Annotated in this window: 11 protein-coding genes; 8 read left to right on the plus strand and 3 right to left on the minus strand. The window is 73.4% G+C overall.

What is annotated here, in order from left to right; genetic code table 11:
- The first annotated feature begins 150 nt into the window (after positions 1-150).
- Positions 151-1185, plus strand: a complete 1035-nt coding sequence (locus tag ABFY07_RS32625; RefSeq protein ID WP_346177948.1) for an NUDIX hydrolase — start codon at positions 151-153, stop codon at positions 1183-1185.
- A 649-nt stretch (positions 1186-1834) separates the two neighbouring features.
- On the opposite strand, the gene ABFY07_RS32630 is transcribed toward ABFY07_RS32625, so the two are convergent.
- Entirely contained in the window at positions 1835-3247 is a 1413-nt protein-coding gene (locus ABFY07_RS32630; RefSeq protein WP_065966670.1) for a dipeptidase, read from the minus strand.
- A 179-nt stretch (positions 3248-3426) separates the two neighbouring features.
- On the opposite strand from ABFY07_RS32630, the gene ABFY07_RS32635 reads away from it, so the two are divergent.
- Entirely contained in the window at positions 3427-4656 is a 1230-nt protein-coding gene (locus ABFY07_RS32635) for a geranylgeranyl reductase family protein (RefSeq protein WP_065966671.1), read from the plus strand.
- Between the two features lie 74 nt (positions 4657-4730).
- Here ABFY07_RS32635 and ABFY07_RS32640 read toward each other — a convergent pair whose 3' ends face one another.
- Entirely contained in the window at positions 4731-5186 is a 456-nt protein-coding gene (locus ABFY07_RS32640) for a nitroreductase/quinone reductase family protein (protein ID WP_346177949.1), read from the minus strand.
- 131 nt (positions 5187-5317) lie between these two features.
- Between ABFY07_RS32640 and ABFY07_RS32645 the strand changes: the two genes are divergently transcribed.
- Positions 5318-6028, plus strand: a complete 711-nt coding sequence (locus ABFY07_RS32645; protein ID WP_346177950.1) for a TetR/AcrR family transcriptional regulator — start codon at positions 5318-5320, stop codon at positions 6026-6028.
- Between the two features lie 23 nt (positions 6029-6051).
- Here ABFY07_RS32645 and ABFY07_RS32650 read toward each other — a convergent pair whose 3' ends face one another.
- A complete protein-coding gene (locus ABFY07_RS32650; RefSeq protein ID WP_346177951.1) occupies positions 6052-8169 on the minus strand; it encodes an alpha-galactosidase in 2118 nt (705 codons plus the stop codon).
- A gap of 179 nt (positions 8170-8348) precedes the next feature.
- Here ABFY07_RS32650 and ABFY07_RS32655 point away from each other — a divergent pair, with 179 nt between their 5' ends.
- The 5 genes from ABFY07_RS32655 (at position 8349) to ABFY07_RS32675 (ending at position 15252) form a co-directional block, all read left to right on the plus strand.
- Positions 8349-9524, plus strand: coding sequence for an ROK family transcriptional regulator (locus tag ABFY07_RS32655; RefSeq protein ID WP_346177952.1), 1176 nt, complete (start codon positions 8349-8351; stop codon positions 9522-9524).
- 215 nt (positions 9525-9739) lie between these two features.
- Positions 9740-9994, plus strand: coding sequence for a hypothetical protein (locus ABFY07_RS32660; protein ID WP_346177953.1), 255 nt, complete (start codon positions 9740-9742; stop codon positions 9992-9994).
- Positions 9995-10017: 23 nt separating this feature from the next.
- The gene (locus ABFY07_RS32665) at positions 10018-10920 is read left to right on the plus strand and encodes a carbohydrate ABC transporter permease (protein WP_346177954.1); all 903 of its coding nucleotides are present in this window, start codon (positions 10018-10020) and stop codon (positions 10918-10920) included.
- Between the two features lie 51 nt (positions 10921-10971).
- Positions 10972-12768 carry an alpha-galactosidase D gene (locus tag ABFY07_RS32670; protein ID WP_346177955.1) on the plus strand — a complete coding sequence of 599 codons (1797 nt, stop codon included), beginning with the start codon at positions 10972-10974 and terminating at the stop codon, positions 12766-12768.
- Between the two features lie 57 nt (positions 12769-12825).
- Positions 12826-15252: a glycosyl hydrolase family 95 catalytic domain-containing protein gene (locus tag ABFY07_RS32675; RefSeq protein ID WP_346177956.1), complete on the plus strand. Its 2427-nt coding sequence runs from the start codon at positions 12826-12828 to the stop codon at positions 15250-15252.
- The last annotated feature ends 3 nt before the right edge of the window (positions 15253-15255 follow it).

A 15255-nucleotide genomic window follows, 5' to 3' on the forward strand; every position in this document is an offset into this window, starting at 1 on the left:
GGCGGTCCCGCCGGAGCTGTCCGGAACCCGTGCCGCCGCCCGCGCGCCGCCGTCCACGCGGCGGCGCGATCCGGCACTCCCCGGCGGCCGCGCGTTTCCGTGGCAGGGTGATGCGGGCAACTGTCAGGGGGCGATGGAATAGGGGGAAATGTGATCGTCTGGCTGAACGGTGCGTTCGGCGCGGGCAAGACCACCGCGGCCCGCGAACTGGTGGACTTCTTGCCCGGCAGCACGTTCTACGACCCGGAGCTGGTCGGCGACGGCCTGCGGATGATGCTGCCGCGCAAGCGCCTGGAGGAGGTGTCCGACTATCAGGACCTGCCGTCCTGGCGGCGACTGGTCGTGGACACCGGCGCGGCCCTGATCGCGGAGGTGGGCGGCCCGCTGGTGGTGCCGATGACAGTCCTCAGACAGGAGTACCGCGATGAGATCTTCGGCGGCTTCGCGGCCCGGCGGATCCCCGTGCGGCATGTGCTGCTGCACACTGACGAAACGATCCTGCGCGAACGAATAGCGGAGCGCGAGGCGATACCGGGCGACCCGGACGCCTGCGAATCCGTCCGCCGGTGGTGCCTGGACCACCTGGCGCCCTACCGCTCGGCGCTGTCCTGGCTCCTCGACGACGCGTATGTCGTGGACACCACCGGGCTCACCCCCCGGCAGACCGCCGAGCACATCGCCGACGCCGTCCGCGAGGGCGCCGGCAGCTGCGACATCGTGCAGACCCCGGAACCCAGGGCCGAGACCCTGGCGGCCGGGGTCCTGCTCTTCGACGAGGACGACCGGGTGCTGCTCGTCGACCCCACCTACAAGCCCGGCTGGGAGTTCCCCGGCGGCGTCGTCGAGCCCGGCGAGCCGCCCACCCACGCCGGCGCCCGGGAGGTCGGCGAGGAACTCGGCCTCCGACTCGACGAGCCGCTGCGGCTGCTCGTCGTCGACTGGGAACAGCCCAGACCGCCCGGCTACGGCGGCCTGCGCCTGCTGTTCGACGGCGGACGGCTCACCACCGAGGCGGCCCGGAAGGTCCTGCTCCCCACCGCCGAACTGCGCGGCTGGCGCTTCGTCACGGAGGGCGAGGCCGCGGATCTCTTGCCCCCGGTGCGCCTCAGCCGCCTGCGCTGGGCCCTGCGCGCCCGCGAGCAGGGCCACCCGCTGTACCTCCAGGCGGGAACCCCAGCAGGCTGACGGGCGGGCGCCCCCCGCCCCCCCACCACGGGCCTGGTGGCCGCCCTGCCCGCGCCTACGGCGTGGCTTCGGGCAGGGGCCTGCCCGGCCGCGCGTACGGGGCCGATGGCCCGGTCGGCACGCGCAGCCGTGCCGGGCAGGGGCCCGCGATCGCGCTGCGACGCCGCGCGTACGGTCACCGGCGACGCGCGGCCGCGCGCGTGCGGCGCGGTTCGGGGGTCTGTCCGGCGGCGCGTACGGGGCTGGCGGCCTCGGCCGCTCCGCGCTGCCACGCGGGGCAGGGGGCGGCGACCGCGCTGGTGGCGCCGCGCGTACGGTCACCGGCGACGCGCGGCCGCGCGGACGCGCGGCCGCGCGCGTGCGGCGCGGTTCGGGGGTCTGTCCGGCGGCGCGTACGGGGCCGGTGACCTCGGTCGGTCCGCGCTGCCACGCGGGGCAGGGGGCGGCGACCGCGCTGGTGGCGGCGCGCGCACGGTTACCGGCGATGGGGCCCCGCAGCCCCCGGCCGCGCCTGCGGCGCGGTCCCAGCGGGGGCCCGCCGGGCCCGTGCGCGGCGCGACTCCGGGGTTCGCTCGGGCCGCGGCCGGGCCGGGGGACCGGTCCCGGCGCGGCAGGCCCGCCGGGCCGGGAGCCGGGGCCGGCCCCGGGGCTACCGTGCCTCGGCCGCGTACGCCCGCAGGAACAGCGCCTCCGCGAGCGAGAGTCGCTCCAGCTCGCGCGGCGAGACGCTCTCGTTGACCGCGTGGATCTGGGCGTCCGGCTCGCTCAGCCCGATGAGCAGGATCTCCGCCTCCGGATAGAGCGCCGCGAGCGTGTTGCACAGCGGAATCGAGCCGCCCGCCCCCGCGATCGCCATCTCCTGCCCGTCGTACGCCTCGTTCAGGGCCTGCCCCATCGCCGCGTACGCCGGGCTCGTGACGTCCGCCCGGAACGGCTGGCCCTGGCCGACCTGCTCCACGGTGACCCGCGCGCCCCACGGCGCGGCGGACTTCAGGTGGGCGGTCAGCAGCTCGGCCGCCTCGCTCGCGTCCACGCCCGGCGGCACCCGAAGGCTCACCGCCGCCCGCGCGCTCGCCTGGACCGACGGGGTGGCGCCGACGACCGGAGGGCAGTCGATGCCCAGGACGGTGACGGCGGGGCGGGCCCAGACGCGGTCGGCGACGGTGCCCGAGCCGATCAGCTGGACGCCGTCCAGGACCCTGGCGTCCTTGCGGAAGTCCTCCTCCGGATACTGGAGTCCCTCCCAGGCCGCGTCCGCCGCCAGACCCCGGACGGTCGTGGAGCCGTCCTCGGCCCGCAGCGAGTCCAGGATGCGGATCAGCGCGGCGAGCGCGTCCGGCGCGGCGCCGCCGAACTGGCCGGAGTGGAGATTGCCCTCCAGGGTGTCCACCCGGACCCGCAGCAGCGCCATGCCGCGCAGCATCGCGGTGACCGTGGGCAGCCCGCCGCGGAAGTTGCCGGTGTCGCCGATGACGATCGTGTCGGCGGCCAGCAGCTCCGGGTGCGCCTCCGCGTAGCGCTCCAGGCCACCCGTGCCCTGTTCCTCCGAGCCCTCCACGATCACCTTGACGTTCACCGGAACCCCACCGTGCCGCTTGAGCGCGCGCAGCGCGGTGAGGTGCATGATCAAGCCACCTTTGCAGTCGGCGGCGCCGCGCCCGTACCAGCGCCCGTCGCGCTCGGTCAGCTCGAACGGCGGGGAGAGCCAGGCGGCTTCGTCCAGCGGCGGCTGGACGTCGTAGTGGGCGTACAGCAGAACCGTCGGGGCCCCGGCCGGGCCGGGCAGAAAGCCGTAGACCGACTCGGTCCCGTCGGGCGTCTCCAGCAGCGCCACGTCCGTGAAGCCCTCGGCGCGCAGCGCGTCGGCGACCCACCGCGCGGCGGCCTCGCACTCGCTCTTCGGGTACTGCGCCGGGTCCGCGACCGACTTGAAGGCCACGAGCTCGGCCAGTTCGGCCTTGGCCCGGGGCTGCAGCGCGGCGACGGTGGCGGCGATCGCCCGGCGGTCGGCCGGGGAAGGCGACGCGTGGCCGTCGGCTCCGGCGTGAGGTGCCTGCTCCATGTGGGGACGCTCCTGTGGGATGCGCGCGATGGCACGAATGTACGACTGTACGGCTTGATGATGCGCCGCCGATCATCCCACAGCGGGGTCGCACCCAGGTGAGCCGTAGGATGCGACGGTGGCCCGCGGCGGTGGTGGCGCAGGGCGATCAGGTCGGTCGAGTGGGAGCGGAAGCACACGTGAGCAGCGACAACGCGGCCCGGAACGGGGCCTCCCCGGCGGAGCCGGCGGACGAGTCGGTATGGGACGTCGTCGTGGTGGGGGCGGGCCCGGCGGGTGCCTCCGCCGCCTACGCCGCCGCCTGCGCGGGCCGCCGGGTCCTGTTGCTGGAGAAGGCCGAGCTGCCGCGCTACAAGACCTGCGGGGGCGGCATCATCGGTCCCTCGCGCGAGGCGCTGCCGCCCGGCTTCGAACTGCCGCTGCGCGAGCGGGTCCACGCCGTGACGTTCTCGCTGAACGGCAGGCTGACCCGCACCCGCCGCTCCAAGCAGGCGCTGTTCGGGCTGATCAACCGGCCGGAGTTCGACGCCGGGCTGGTCGAGGCCGCCAAGGACGCGGGCGCCCGGGTGCGCACCGGCACCGCCGTGGCGCGCGTCGAGCAGCACGGCCCGTCGGTGCCCGACCGGCGGACCGTGGCCGTGGTGCTCGCGGACGGCGAGACCGTGCTGGCCCGGGCCGTGGTCGGCGCGGACGGGAGCGCCAGCCGGATAGGGGCCCATGTCGGCGTCAAGCTCGACCAGGTGGACCTCGGCCTGGAGGCGGAGATCCCGGTGCCGCCGACCGTGGCCGAGGACTGGTCGGGCCGGGTCCTCATCGACTGGGGCCCGCTGCCGGGCAGTTACGGCTGGGTCTTCCCCAAGGGCGACACCCTGACCGTCGGGGTGATCTCGGCCCGTGGTGAAGGCGCCAGGACCAAGCGCTACCTGGAGGACTTCATCGCCCGGCTCGGGCTCGCCGGGTTCGAGCCGCGCATCTCCTCCGGGCATCTGACCCGCTGCCGCTCCGACGACTCCCCGCTGTCCCGGGGCCGCGTGCTGGTGTGCGGGGACGCGGCGGGGCTGCTGGAGCCGTGGACCCGCGAGGGCATCTCCTTCGCGCTGCGCTCGGGGCGGCTCGCGGGGGAGTGGGCAGTGCGCATCGCCGAGGCCCATGACGCGGTCGACGCCCGGCGTCAGGCGTTGAACTACGCCTTCGCGATCAAGGCGGGGCTCGGGGTGGAGATGGGGGTCGGGCGCCGGCTGTACACGGTGTTCGCCCGCCGCCCCGGGATGTTCCACGCGGCGCTCACCGGATTCCGGCCGGCCTGGCGGGCCTTCACGAAGATCACGCGCGGGACGACGACGCTCGCCGAGATCGTCCGAACCCACCCGGCGGCGCGGCGGGCGCTGACCGCGCTCGACCGCGGCTAGGCCCGGTCCGGGCGGCCTGCCCGCGCGTCACCGCCGCCGACGGCTCACGCGCCGACGGCTCATGCGTCGATGGCTCACGCGTCGGCGGTGGTGACGCGGAAGACCGGGTGCAGCGGGGAGATCCGGGCCAGCTCCTCGTCCGACGACTTCCCGGTCACCCCGTCGAAGAACTGGCTCACCTCCCAGCCCCAGCGGACCAGATAGGCGCGCAGCGCCTCGGTCTTCTCCGCGCCCTCCGGCAGCTCGGTGGCGGTGAAGGTCTGCGTACGGCGCCCGACCCGCAGCCGGCCGCCCCCGGCGGCCCGCATGTTGCGCACCCACTGGGTGGTGCCGCGGGCGGAGACCAGGTAGCGCTCGCCCTGAAGCGGAAGCGGATTGACGGGGACCCGTCGCCACTCGCCGCTCGACCGGCCGACGACGGACAGCTCGGCGGCGCCGAAGAGGCTCAGTCCGCGCCGGGCGAGCCAGGCCACGGTCGCGTGGAAGGGGGCCTCGAACCGGCTGGGCTTGATGTAGTGCTGCTGCGACATGACGTTCTCCCGTGATCCGTTGCGAGAGCAGTGCTCTCGTTGAAGAGCAGTGTGCACGACGTCGAGGTTGCAAAGCAAGAGCACCGCTCTCGTTGTTGGCTGGTGCTCCATCGGATGAGACACTGTCCGTCATGAGTGCGATCCAAGGGGCCAGAGAACGGGCCCGTGCCGAAGTGACCGCCGCCATCAAGGAAGAGGCGCGCCGCCAAGTGGCCCGCGAGGGCGCGGTCAAGCTGTCGCTGCGCGCCGTCGCCCGCGAGCTGGGCATGGTCTCCTCCGCGCTCTACCGCTACTTCCCGAGCCGTGACGACCTGCTGACCGCGCTCATCGTGGACGCGTACGACGCCCTCGGCGCGGCCGCCGAAGGGGCCCTGGCGGCGGACGGCCGGGAGCCCCTCGAGCGGTGGAGCGCGGTCTGCCGGGCCGTACGGGAGTGGGCGCTGGCCCATCCGCACGAGTACGCGCTCATCTACGGCTCCCCGGTGCCCGGCTACTCCGCCCCCCAGGCCACGGTCGTGCCCGCCTCCCGGGTGGCCCTGGCCCTGCTCACCGTCGTCCTCGACGCCCACGCCGCCGGCGCCCTGCGCACGCCCGAGGGGGCCGTGGTCCCCGAGGCGGTGGGGGCCGACGTCCGCGCGCTGGCCCAGACCCTGGGGATCGAGCTGCCCGAAGCGGCGCTCACGGGGTTCACCGCGGCCTGGGCGCAGCTGTTCGGCCTGGTCAGCTTCGAGGTCTTCGGCCAGTTCAACAAGGTCGTCGAGGCGCGCGAGGAGTTCTTCGCCCATGCCGTCGCGGCCCTCGGCCGCGCGACCGGCCTGCCCTGGACCAGTCCATCCGATTGATCACCTGATCACGTGATCAGCGGTCAGGCGTCGGCGGGGTGCGCCTCGTCCGGCACCCGCACCAGATGCAGTGCGGTGCTCGCCCAGTCGCCCGACGGCAGGTCGAGGTCGAGCCCGTACCCCGTCAGCACGGCCGCGTGGTGCACCGTGCCGGTCACCGTGTCGCGGTAGCGGGCCCCGGGCACCAGGCCGCGGAGCCGGACGGGGAGGCGCGGGGTGCCGTGCCGGGGGCTGCGCCGGTAGGCGAGCAGCAGCAGCTCCGAAGCGTCGTCGGCGAGGTACTGGACGGCCGTGGGCCCCTCGCCGAGCGGCTCGGTGAGCCGGTACTGGCGGCCCCGCTGGACCAGGTGGCGGACCTTCTTGTAGTCCGCCACCAGCTCGGCCGACTCGACGAGTTCCTCCTCCGACCAGCGGGTCAGGTCGCCGCCGATACCGAGCAGGCCGGCCATGGCGACGTGGAAGCGGAAGCGCAGCGGCACCGAGTGGCCGGTGAGCTGGTTGGGCACGTCGGTCACCCACGCGGACATCACCCGCGCCGGGTAGACCTGGCTGAAGCCGTGCTGAATGACCAGGCGGTCCACCGCGTCGGTGTTGTCGGACACCCACGCCTGGTCGGTGCGGGCGAGGATGCCCAGGTCGACGCGTCCCCCGCCGCCGCTGCAGGTCTCGATGCGCAGCTGCGGGTGCTCGGCGCGGAGCCGGTCGAGGACGCCGTAGAGGTTGGCGACGTACCGGGTCCACAGCCGGTCGTTGCCGTCGCGGTGGCCGGGCCAGCCCGCCTCGCCGAAGGCGCGGTTCATGTCCCACTTGAGGAAGTCGACGCCGTGGCCGGCGACCAGCCGGGTCAGCCAGTCGTGCGCCCAGTCGGCGACGTCATCGCGGGCGAAGTTGAGCACGAGCTGGTTGCGCAGCTCGGTGCGCTCGCGGCCCGGCACATGCAGCACCCAGTCCGGGTGCGCGCGGTACAGATCGCTGTCGGGGTTGACCATCTCCGGCTCGACCCAGACGCCGAACCGCATGCCGAGGCCGGCCTGGAACCGGTCGGGCGCCGGGGACCAGTCGCCGAGGCCCGCCCGATCGCTGCGGCGGGCGCCGAACCAGCCGTCGTCCACGACGTACAGCTCGACGCCGATCCGCGCGGCGCGCTCGGCCAGCGCCTTCTGTCCGGCCTCGTCGACGTCGAAGCCGGTGGCCTCCCAGGAGTTGTACAGCACGGGGGCCGGTTCGGCGGGGTGGGGCAGGACATGGGTCCGGACGTAGGCGTGCCAGGCGCGGCTCGCCGCTCCGAAGCCGCCCTCGCTGTAGAGGCCGGCGAAGACGGGGGTGGTGAACGCCTCGCCCGGTGCGAGCGGCACGCACGTCCCGTCGTGGCCGGCGCCGCCCGTGAGACCGGCGCGGCCGTCCGGGGTGCGCTGCACGGTGACCCGCCAGCTGCCGCTCCAGGCGAGGACGGCGCTCCACACCGGGCCGTGGTCCTCGCCGGCCGCCCCGCCGTCGAGCATGACCCAGGGGTTGGCGTGGTGGCTGGTGATGCCGCGCCGGCTGGTCAGCACGGTCTCGCCGAACGGCAGGGGGTCGCGGCGCAGCTGCGTCTCGGCCGACCACTGCCCGGTGACGTGGCTCAGCCGGTAGCCGGCCAGGGGCGGCAGGGTCCAGGCGGCGGAGTCGGCCCGCAGCAGCTCCAGGGGTTCGTGCCCGGTGTTGTGCAGCACGGTCCAGCGTTCGATCACATCGGTGTCGTCGCGGACCCGGTAGTGCAGGGCGACCCGCAGCGGACGGAGCCGGTCGCGGAACTCCAGCACGAGCTCGGCGCTGCCGGGCACGTCGGTGAGGACGCGGTGTCCCGTGGGCCGCCACTCGAAACCGCGGTTGCCGTCGGGGTGGCGTACCTGGAGCGACGGCGGACCGTAGCGGGTGCCACCGTCGACCGGCAGCTCCTCGCCCACCGGCGGCCGGCCCTCGAAGCTGCTCGGCGGCTCCCCGGCGGGGACGGCCAGCGCGCCCGCCTCCGTCGTGGTCAGCCGCGGCCCCCAGGCGAGGTGGCAGGGCGCGCCGCTGTCGTCGATCCACAGCGCGTAGGACGTACGCGGGGTGGTCAGCAGCCAGACGCCGGTGTCCGGGGAGCGGTGGATGAGCGGCATGGGACCTCACGATCAGAGGGTCAGCGAATGCTCAGCAGAGCCAAGCGCCTCCTTCAATAAGGTGTCAACCCCCGTGTGATGGCCAGGCTTTCGAAGGAGTCGCACATGAAGTGCCGTTCCTTGAACGGATTCTGATTCTTTCATTGACAGCAGAAAATATGAGTCATAGGTTCCCGGCCATGCCGTCGACCTCCCGTGTCGAGGCGTTCCCGGTCAACACACCGGCCGCCTCCCAGATCTTCACCACCGTCCTGTCCCATGGCCCGCTCACCCGGCTGGAGGCGGCCCGGCGGGCCGGGCTCTCCCCGGCCGCCGTGACCAAGGCCGTCCGCCCGCTGCTGGAGGCCGGCTATCTGCTGGAGGACGCCAACGACGAGGCGCGCCCGGCGCTCGGCCGGCCGGCGAACCTCGTGCGGGTCGACGGCGGGCGGGCCCTGTTCATCGGCCTGAAGGTGACCGGCGACGAGATCATCGGGGTGCTCGCCGACCTGTGCTGCCGCATCCGCGTCGCCCGCCGCGTGCCGCTGCGCGGCCGGGAGCCGGGGCGGGTGCTGGCCGTGGCGGCGGAGCTGGTGCAGGAGCTGCTCACCGAGGCCGACGGTTTCGGGGTGCGGGTCCAGGGCCTGGGCATCGCCGTCTCCGGCGACGTGGACCGGGCCGAGGGGACCGTGCGCTACTCGCCGTTCCTGGAGTGGCGCGATGTGCCGCTGGCCGAACTGGCCACGATGACCTGCGGGTTGCCGACCACCGTGGACAACGACGTACGCGCCCTCACCGTGGCCGAGCAGTGGTTCGGCGACGGCGTGGGGCTGTCCGACTTCGCCCTCGTCACCGTCGGCGCCGGCATCGGCTGCGGTCTGGTGGTGCACGGCCGCGTCGTCGCCGGCGCACACGGCGTCGCGGGCGAGATCGGCCATGTCACGGTGGACCCGGCCGGCCCGCCCTGCCACTGCGGCAACCGCGGCTGTGTGGAGGCGATCGCGGCCGACCCGGCGATCGTCGCCCAGGTCCGCGAGGTGACCGGTATCGAGGTCGCCGACATCGCCGAAGCCATCGAACTGGCCCACCGGGGTGACGCCGGCGCCCGCGCCGTCTACGCGAAGGCGGGAGAGGCGATCGGCCGGGGCATCGCCACGGTGGCCAACCTGCTCGGCCCCGCACGCGTGATCATCTCCGGCGAGGGGCTGGCCGCCTACGACCTGTTCGCCGAGCAGATCCGCGACGCCTTCACCGCGGCGGCCTTCGGCTCCGCCGCCCGGTGCGACGTCCACACCCGCCCGCTGCCCTTCGAGGAGTGGGCACGCGGCGCCGCCGCCACCGCGATCCAGTCCTTCATCACAGCAGACCCGAACTGACACGCACGAGGAGCAACAATGACGCAGCAGAGCCGCACCTCCCCGGCTGCGCGTGGTCCCGGCCGCCGCACGGTCGTCGGCAGCATGCTCGGTGCCGGGGCGGCCGCCCTGGCGGCACCGGTCCTACCGCCTGCGGTGGAGGGCCCGGGTCCGACCCGGGACGGCGCCGGAAGTTCCTGGAGTTCCTGGGCAGTGCCCGCGCCGAGCGGCAGTACATGGGCGTCGACCCGAGCAACCTCGCGGTCAACGAGAAGGCGGACACGTCCTCGTACAACGCCCTGCAGAAGAAGTCCGCCCGGCTCATCGCCTCGGCCCGGCACATCAGCCAGTTCGCCGACCGCGACAGCGACCCCGGTTTCGTCGCCACCGTCCTGCTGCCCGGACTGACCCAGTGGCTCGGCCACCCCGACGACGGCGCCGGCACGCTGAAGCGGATCGAGTCGCAGCGCGCGCGTTCCTTCACGGTCTGACCAGGACCGGAAAGGCCCCCACCGTGTCCTCTCCGCCCACCGCCCCGCACCGGCCCGGACCGGAGGGACCGCCCCGTCCCCGCCGCGACACCGGCCGCCACCTCCTGCTCGCGGGCGTCTCGCTGCTGTGGCTGATCCCGCTGCTCTGGGCCGTCTACACATCCCTGAGGTCGCACGGCGACACCGCCCGGCACGGCTACTTCTCCTGGCCGCACGGCGTCGGCCTGGAGAACTACGCCGACGCCTGGACCCAGTCGGGCATGCCGTACTTCCTCCTCAACTCCCTCCTCATCACCGTCCCCTCCGTGCTGGGCACCCTGCTGTTCTCCGCGGCCGTCGCCTTCTTCGTCTCCCGTTTCGGCTTCCGCTTCAACCTGGCGCTGCTGATGCTGTTCACCGCGGGCAACCTGCTGCCCGCCCAGGTGCTCATCACCCCGCTGTACCGGCTGTACCTGCTGATCCCGCTCCCCCCATGGATGAGCGACTCCCTGCTGCTGTACAACTCGGCCTGGGGCATCATCGCCATCCACATCGCCTACCAGTGCGGCTTCTGCACGTTCGTCCTCAGCAACTACATGAAGACGATCCCCCAGGAGATCTCCGAGGCCGCCGTCGTCGACGGCGCGCAGGTGTGGCGCCAGTTCTTCCAGATCATCCTGCCGCTGTGCCGCCCGGCCTTCGCCGCCCTGGCGACCCTGGAGTCCATCTGGATCTACAACGACTTCTTCTGGCCGCTCACCCTCGTCGAGACCGGCGACAAGCGGCCCATCACCTCCGCGCTGGCCAACCTCCAGGGCCAGTACTTCACCAACCCGAACCTGATCGCGGCCGGCGCCCTGATGACCGCGATCCCCACCCTGCTGGTCCACTTCGCGCTCCAGCGCCAGTTCATCAGCGGCCTCACCATCGGCTCGGGCAAGGGCTGAGCCGCCCCGCGCACCACCCCCGCCGCACCCCACCCCCAGGAGGTACGACCCATGCGGTCACCCTCGTACTCCGTGCCGCGCACCCGCGCTCTGCGATCCCTGACGGTACTCGCCCTGGCCGCGGGCGCCCTGGCCGCCGTGCCGCCGGCCCAGGCGGACACCGCCGCGCCCGGGCCCGCCGCCAAGCCCTACATGGGCTGGTCGAGCTGGAGCATGCAGTCGTCCAAGTACCCCGGGCTCAACCCCGACGGCGACTACAGCTACCTCACCGAGGCCAATGTCCTGAAGCAGGCCGACGCGCTCGCCGCCAAACTGAAGAAGTACGGCTACGAGTACGTGAACATCGACGCCGGCTGGTGGCGTGACAAGAACTGGACGCCCCACTTCGACCGCTACGCCCGCCAGCAGGCCGACCCGGCCCGTTTCCCGCGCGGGATGAAGGCCGTCGCCGACCACATCCACGCCAAGGGTCTCAAGGCCGGCATCTACTTGCCGGTCGGCCTGGAGAAGGAGGCGTACGACAAAGGCGCCGCGCCCATCTGGAACGCGCCCGGCTGTACCACCGCCGACATCGTCCACGCCGACCTGCGCACCACCAACGGCTGGGACAGCGCCTACAAGCTCGACTTCACCAAGCCCTGCGCCCAGAAGTACATCGACTCCCAGGCGCGGATGTTCGCCGACTGGGGCTATGACTTCCTGAAGCTCGACGGCGTCGGCCCCGGCTCCGGCAAGAGCGGCGAGAACTACGACAACGTCGCCGACGTCGCCGCCTGGCAGCGGGCCATCGCGGCCACCGGCCGGCCGATCCACCTGGAGCTCTCCTGGTCCCTGGACTACGGGCACGTCGCCGACTGGAAGAAGTACTCCCAGGGCTGGCGCATCGACACCGACGTCGAGTGCTACTGCAACACCCTGGTCAGCTGGGAGAACTCCGTCGACGACCGGTTCGACGACGCCCCGGCCTGGGCCCGGCACGCCGGCCCCGGCGGCTGGACGGACCTCGACTCCCTCGACGTCGGCAACGGCGCGATGGACGGCCTGACCAAGGCCGAGCGGCAGACCTACGCCACGCTGTGGGCCATCGCCAAGTCCCCGCTGTACACCGGCGACGACCTCACCCGGCTGGACTCCTACGGCCTGTCCCTGCTGACCAACACCGAGGTCATCGCCGTCGACCAGAGCGACGCCCCGCCCGCCGTGCCCGTCACCCCCTCCGACCCCCAGCAGGTGTGGGCCGCGAGGAACCCCGACGGCACCCTGACCGTCGCCCTGTTCAACCTCGCCGACGCGCCCGCCGCGGTGACCGCCGACTTCTCCGCGCTCGGCTTCACCGGCAAGGCCGCGGTGCGCGACCTGTGGAACCACGAGAACCTCGGCACCCACCGGGACCGGATCACCCAGGCCCTGCCCGCCCACGGCTCACGCCTGTTCAAGGTCACCCCGCGCGGCCAGGCCCTCACCCGGTCCGGCGTCGAGGCCGAGGACCCCGCCAACACCCTGGCCGGCAACGCCTCCGTCGCCGGCTGCTCCGCCTGCTCCGGCGGCAAGAAGGTCGGCAACCTCTACCAGGGCGGCCGGCTGACGTTCCACGACGTCGTCGTCCCCAAGGCCGGCACCTACCAGATCAGGGTCTCCTACATCAGCGGTGACGCCCGCTCCGCCCTGGTCTCCGCCAACGGCAACGGCGCTACCCGCCACAAGTTCCCCTCCACCGGCGACTGGGGCACCGTCACCACCGTCCACGTTCCGGTGAACCTCAAGGCCGGCGCCAACACCCTCACCTTCGACAGCGGTTCCGGCTACGCGCCGGACATCGACCGGATCGACGTACCGAAGTCCTCCTGACACCCGGCGGGGGCCCGGCCGGGCGGCCGGGCCCCCGCCCAGACTTCTGGAGCCGCCATGACCCCCCGCCCGACGGATCCCAGCGGACCGACCGACCCGACGGATCCCAGCGGACCGACCGGCCCGACCGATCCCAGGAGACGCTCCCTGCTGTCGCTCGCCGCGACGGCCGGTCTCACCGCGGCGCTCGGCGGTCTGCCCGCGTTCACCGCCTCCGCCGCACCCCGCCGCCCCACGAGCGAACCCGCCCCGAGCAGTCCGCAGGACCGGCTCTGGTGGCGGGCCCCCGGCGACGAGCGCTCCCTGATCGAGCAGGGCCTGCCGGTCGGCAACGGCCGCCTCGGCGCCCTCGCGAGCAACGACCCCGGCCGCGAACTGCTCCTCGTCACCGACGCCACGATGTGGACCGGCGGCCTCAACGACACGCTCGACAGCGACGGCCAGTTCCCCTACGGCCGCGCCGACTTCGGCTCGCTCACCCTGCTGGCCCGGCTCACCGTGGACCTCCCCGACCACGACCTGTCCGGCGTGCACGGCTACCGCCGCACCCTCGACCTCGCCCAGGGCCTGGTCACCGCCGACTACGTCCGCTCCGGCGTGACCTACCGCCGGCAGATCTTCGCCAGCCGCCCCGACGACGCGATCGTCCTGCACTTCACCCAGAGCGGCGGCGGCCGCTACACCGGCACCGTCACCCTGGAGGGCACCCACGGCGAGCAGCCCGCCGCCGGCGGGTCCTTCGGCGCCACCCTGCCCAACGGCCTGCGCTACGGGGCGGCGGTCAAGGCGTACGGCAGCGGCGGCCGGATCCGGGTGAACGGGCCGCGCATCGAGTTCTCCGGCTGCGCGGACCTCACCGTCGTCCTCAGCGGCGGCACGAACTACGCGCCCGACGCCGACAGCGGGTACCGCGACCCCGCCCTCGCCCCCGAGGCGCTGGCCCGCGCGAAGGTCGCCGCCGCGGCCCGGCACCCGGCCGGTACCCTGCTGCGCACGCATGTCGCCGACTACCGCCGGCTGTACGAGCGGCTGAGCCTCTCGCTGGGCACCTCGACCGACGCGCAGCGCTCCCTGGACACGTGGGAACGGCTCGCGGCACGGGCCCGCGACGGCGCCCCCGACCCCGAGCTGGAGGCGCTGTACCTCCAGTACGGCCGCTACCTGATGATCTCCGGCTCGCGCGGCAGCCTCCCCATGGGACTGCAGGGCCTGTGGCTGGACGGCAACGACCCGGACTGGATGGGTGACTACCACACCGACATCAACATCCAGATGAACTACTGGATGGCCGACCGGGCGGGCCTGTCGCCGTGCTTCGACGCCTTCGCGGACTACTGCCTCGCCCAGCTGCCCGCGTGGACCGACCTGACCCGCCGCCTGTTCGACGACCCGCGCAACCGGTACCGCAACTCCACCGGGAAGGTCGCGGGCTGGACGGTCGCCATCTCCACCAACCCCTACGGCGGGGGCGGCTGGTGGTGGCACCCCGCGGGCAACGCCTGGCTGGGCAACAGCCTGTACGAGCACTACGAGTACACCGGGTCGCGGGAGTACCTGGCGAAGATCTACCCGCTGCTCAAGGGCGCCTGCGCGTTCTGGGAGGCCCGGCTGCTCACCGTCGCCGCGCCGGACGGCCAGGGCGAGGTGCTGATCGCCGACAGCGACTGGTCGCCCGAGCACGGCCCGCTGGACGCCAAGGGCATCACCTACGCCCAGGAACTGGTGTGGGCGCTGTTCGGCAACTACACCGAGGCGGCCGCCGTACTCGGCGAGGACGCCGGCTACGCGCGGACCGTGGCCGGTCTGCGCGACCGGCTGTACCTGCCGCGGGTGAGCCCGACGACGGGCTGGCTGGAGGAGTGGATGTCGCCCGACAACCTCGGCGAGACCACCCACCGTCACCTCTCGCCCCTCGTCGGTCTCTTCCCCGGCGACCGCATCCGCCCCGACGGCTCCACCCCGAAGGAGATCGTCGACGGGGCCCGCGCGCTGCTCACCGCGCGCGGCATGGAGAGCTTCGGCTGGGCGAACGCCTGGCGGGCGCTGTGCTGGGCGCGCCTGAAGAACGCGGACAAGGCCTACCAACTCGTCGCCGACAACCTGCGTCCGTCGTCCGGCGGAAGCAACGGCACGGCGTTCAACCTGTTCGACATCTACGAGACCGAGCGTGGCCGCGGCATCTTCCAGATCGACGCCAACTTCGGCACACCGGCCGCGATGATCGAGATGCTGCTGTACTCGCGCCCCGGACACATCGAGCTGCTGCCGGCACTGCCCGCCGCCTGGGCCGCGTCCGGGTCGGTCACCGGCGTGCCGGTGCGGGGCGGATTCGTGGTGGACCTGCGCTGGCGGGAGGGCACACCGACCGAGGCGCGCGTCCGCAGCGTCGGCGGCCGTACCACCACGGTGGTCTTCGGCGGTGCGTCGCGGCCGGTGAGGCTGGTGCCGGGCGAGGCGGTCACGCTGAAGGGGTTCACCCGATGAGGG

The sequence above is a fragment of the Streptomyces sparsogenes subsp. cuspidosporus genome (assembly GCF_039532705.1).
GTDB classification, from domain to species: Bacteria; Actinomycetota; Actinomycetes; order Streptomycetales; family Streptomycetaceae; genus Streptomyces; species Streptomyces sparsogenes.

Excerpts from the sequence above, each read along its gene's own strand:
- ABFY07_RS32630 (WP_065966670.1), bottom strand. The coding sequence starts at position 3,247 with ATGGAGCAGGCACCTCACGCCGGAGCCGACGGCCACGCGTCGCCTTCC.
- ABFY07_RS32640 (WP_346177949.1), bottom strand. The coding sequence starts at position 5,186 with ATGTCGCAGCAGCACTACATCAAGCCCAGCCGGTTCGAGGCCCCCTTC.
- ABFY07_RS32645 (WP_346177950.1), top strand. The coding sequence starts at position 5,318 with ATGAGTGCGATCCAAGGGGCCAGAGAACGGGCCCGTGCCGAAGTGACC.
- ABFY07_RS32650 (WP_346177951.1), bottom strand. The coding sequence starts at position 8,169 with ATGCCGCTCATCCACCGCTCCCCGGACACCGGCGTCTGGCTGCTGACC.
- ABFY07_RS32655 (WP_346177952.1), top strand. The coding sequence starts at position 8,349 with ATGCCGTCGACCTCCCGTGTCGAGGCGTTCCCGGTCAACACACCGGCC.
- ABFY07_RS32660 (WP_346177953.1), top strand. The coding sequence starts at position 9,740 with ATGGGCGTCGACCCGAGCAACCTCGCGGTCAACGAGAAGGCGGACACG.
- ABFY07_RS32670 (WP_346177955.1), top strand. The coding sequence starts at position 10,972 with ATGCGGTCACCCTCGTACTCCGTGCCGCGCACCCGCGCTCTGCGATCC.
- ABFY07_RS32675 (WP_346177956.1), top strand. The coding sequence starts at position 12,826 with ATGACCCCCCGCCCGACGGATCCCAGCGGACCGACCGACCCGACGGAT.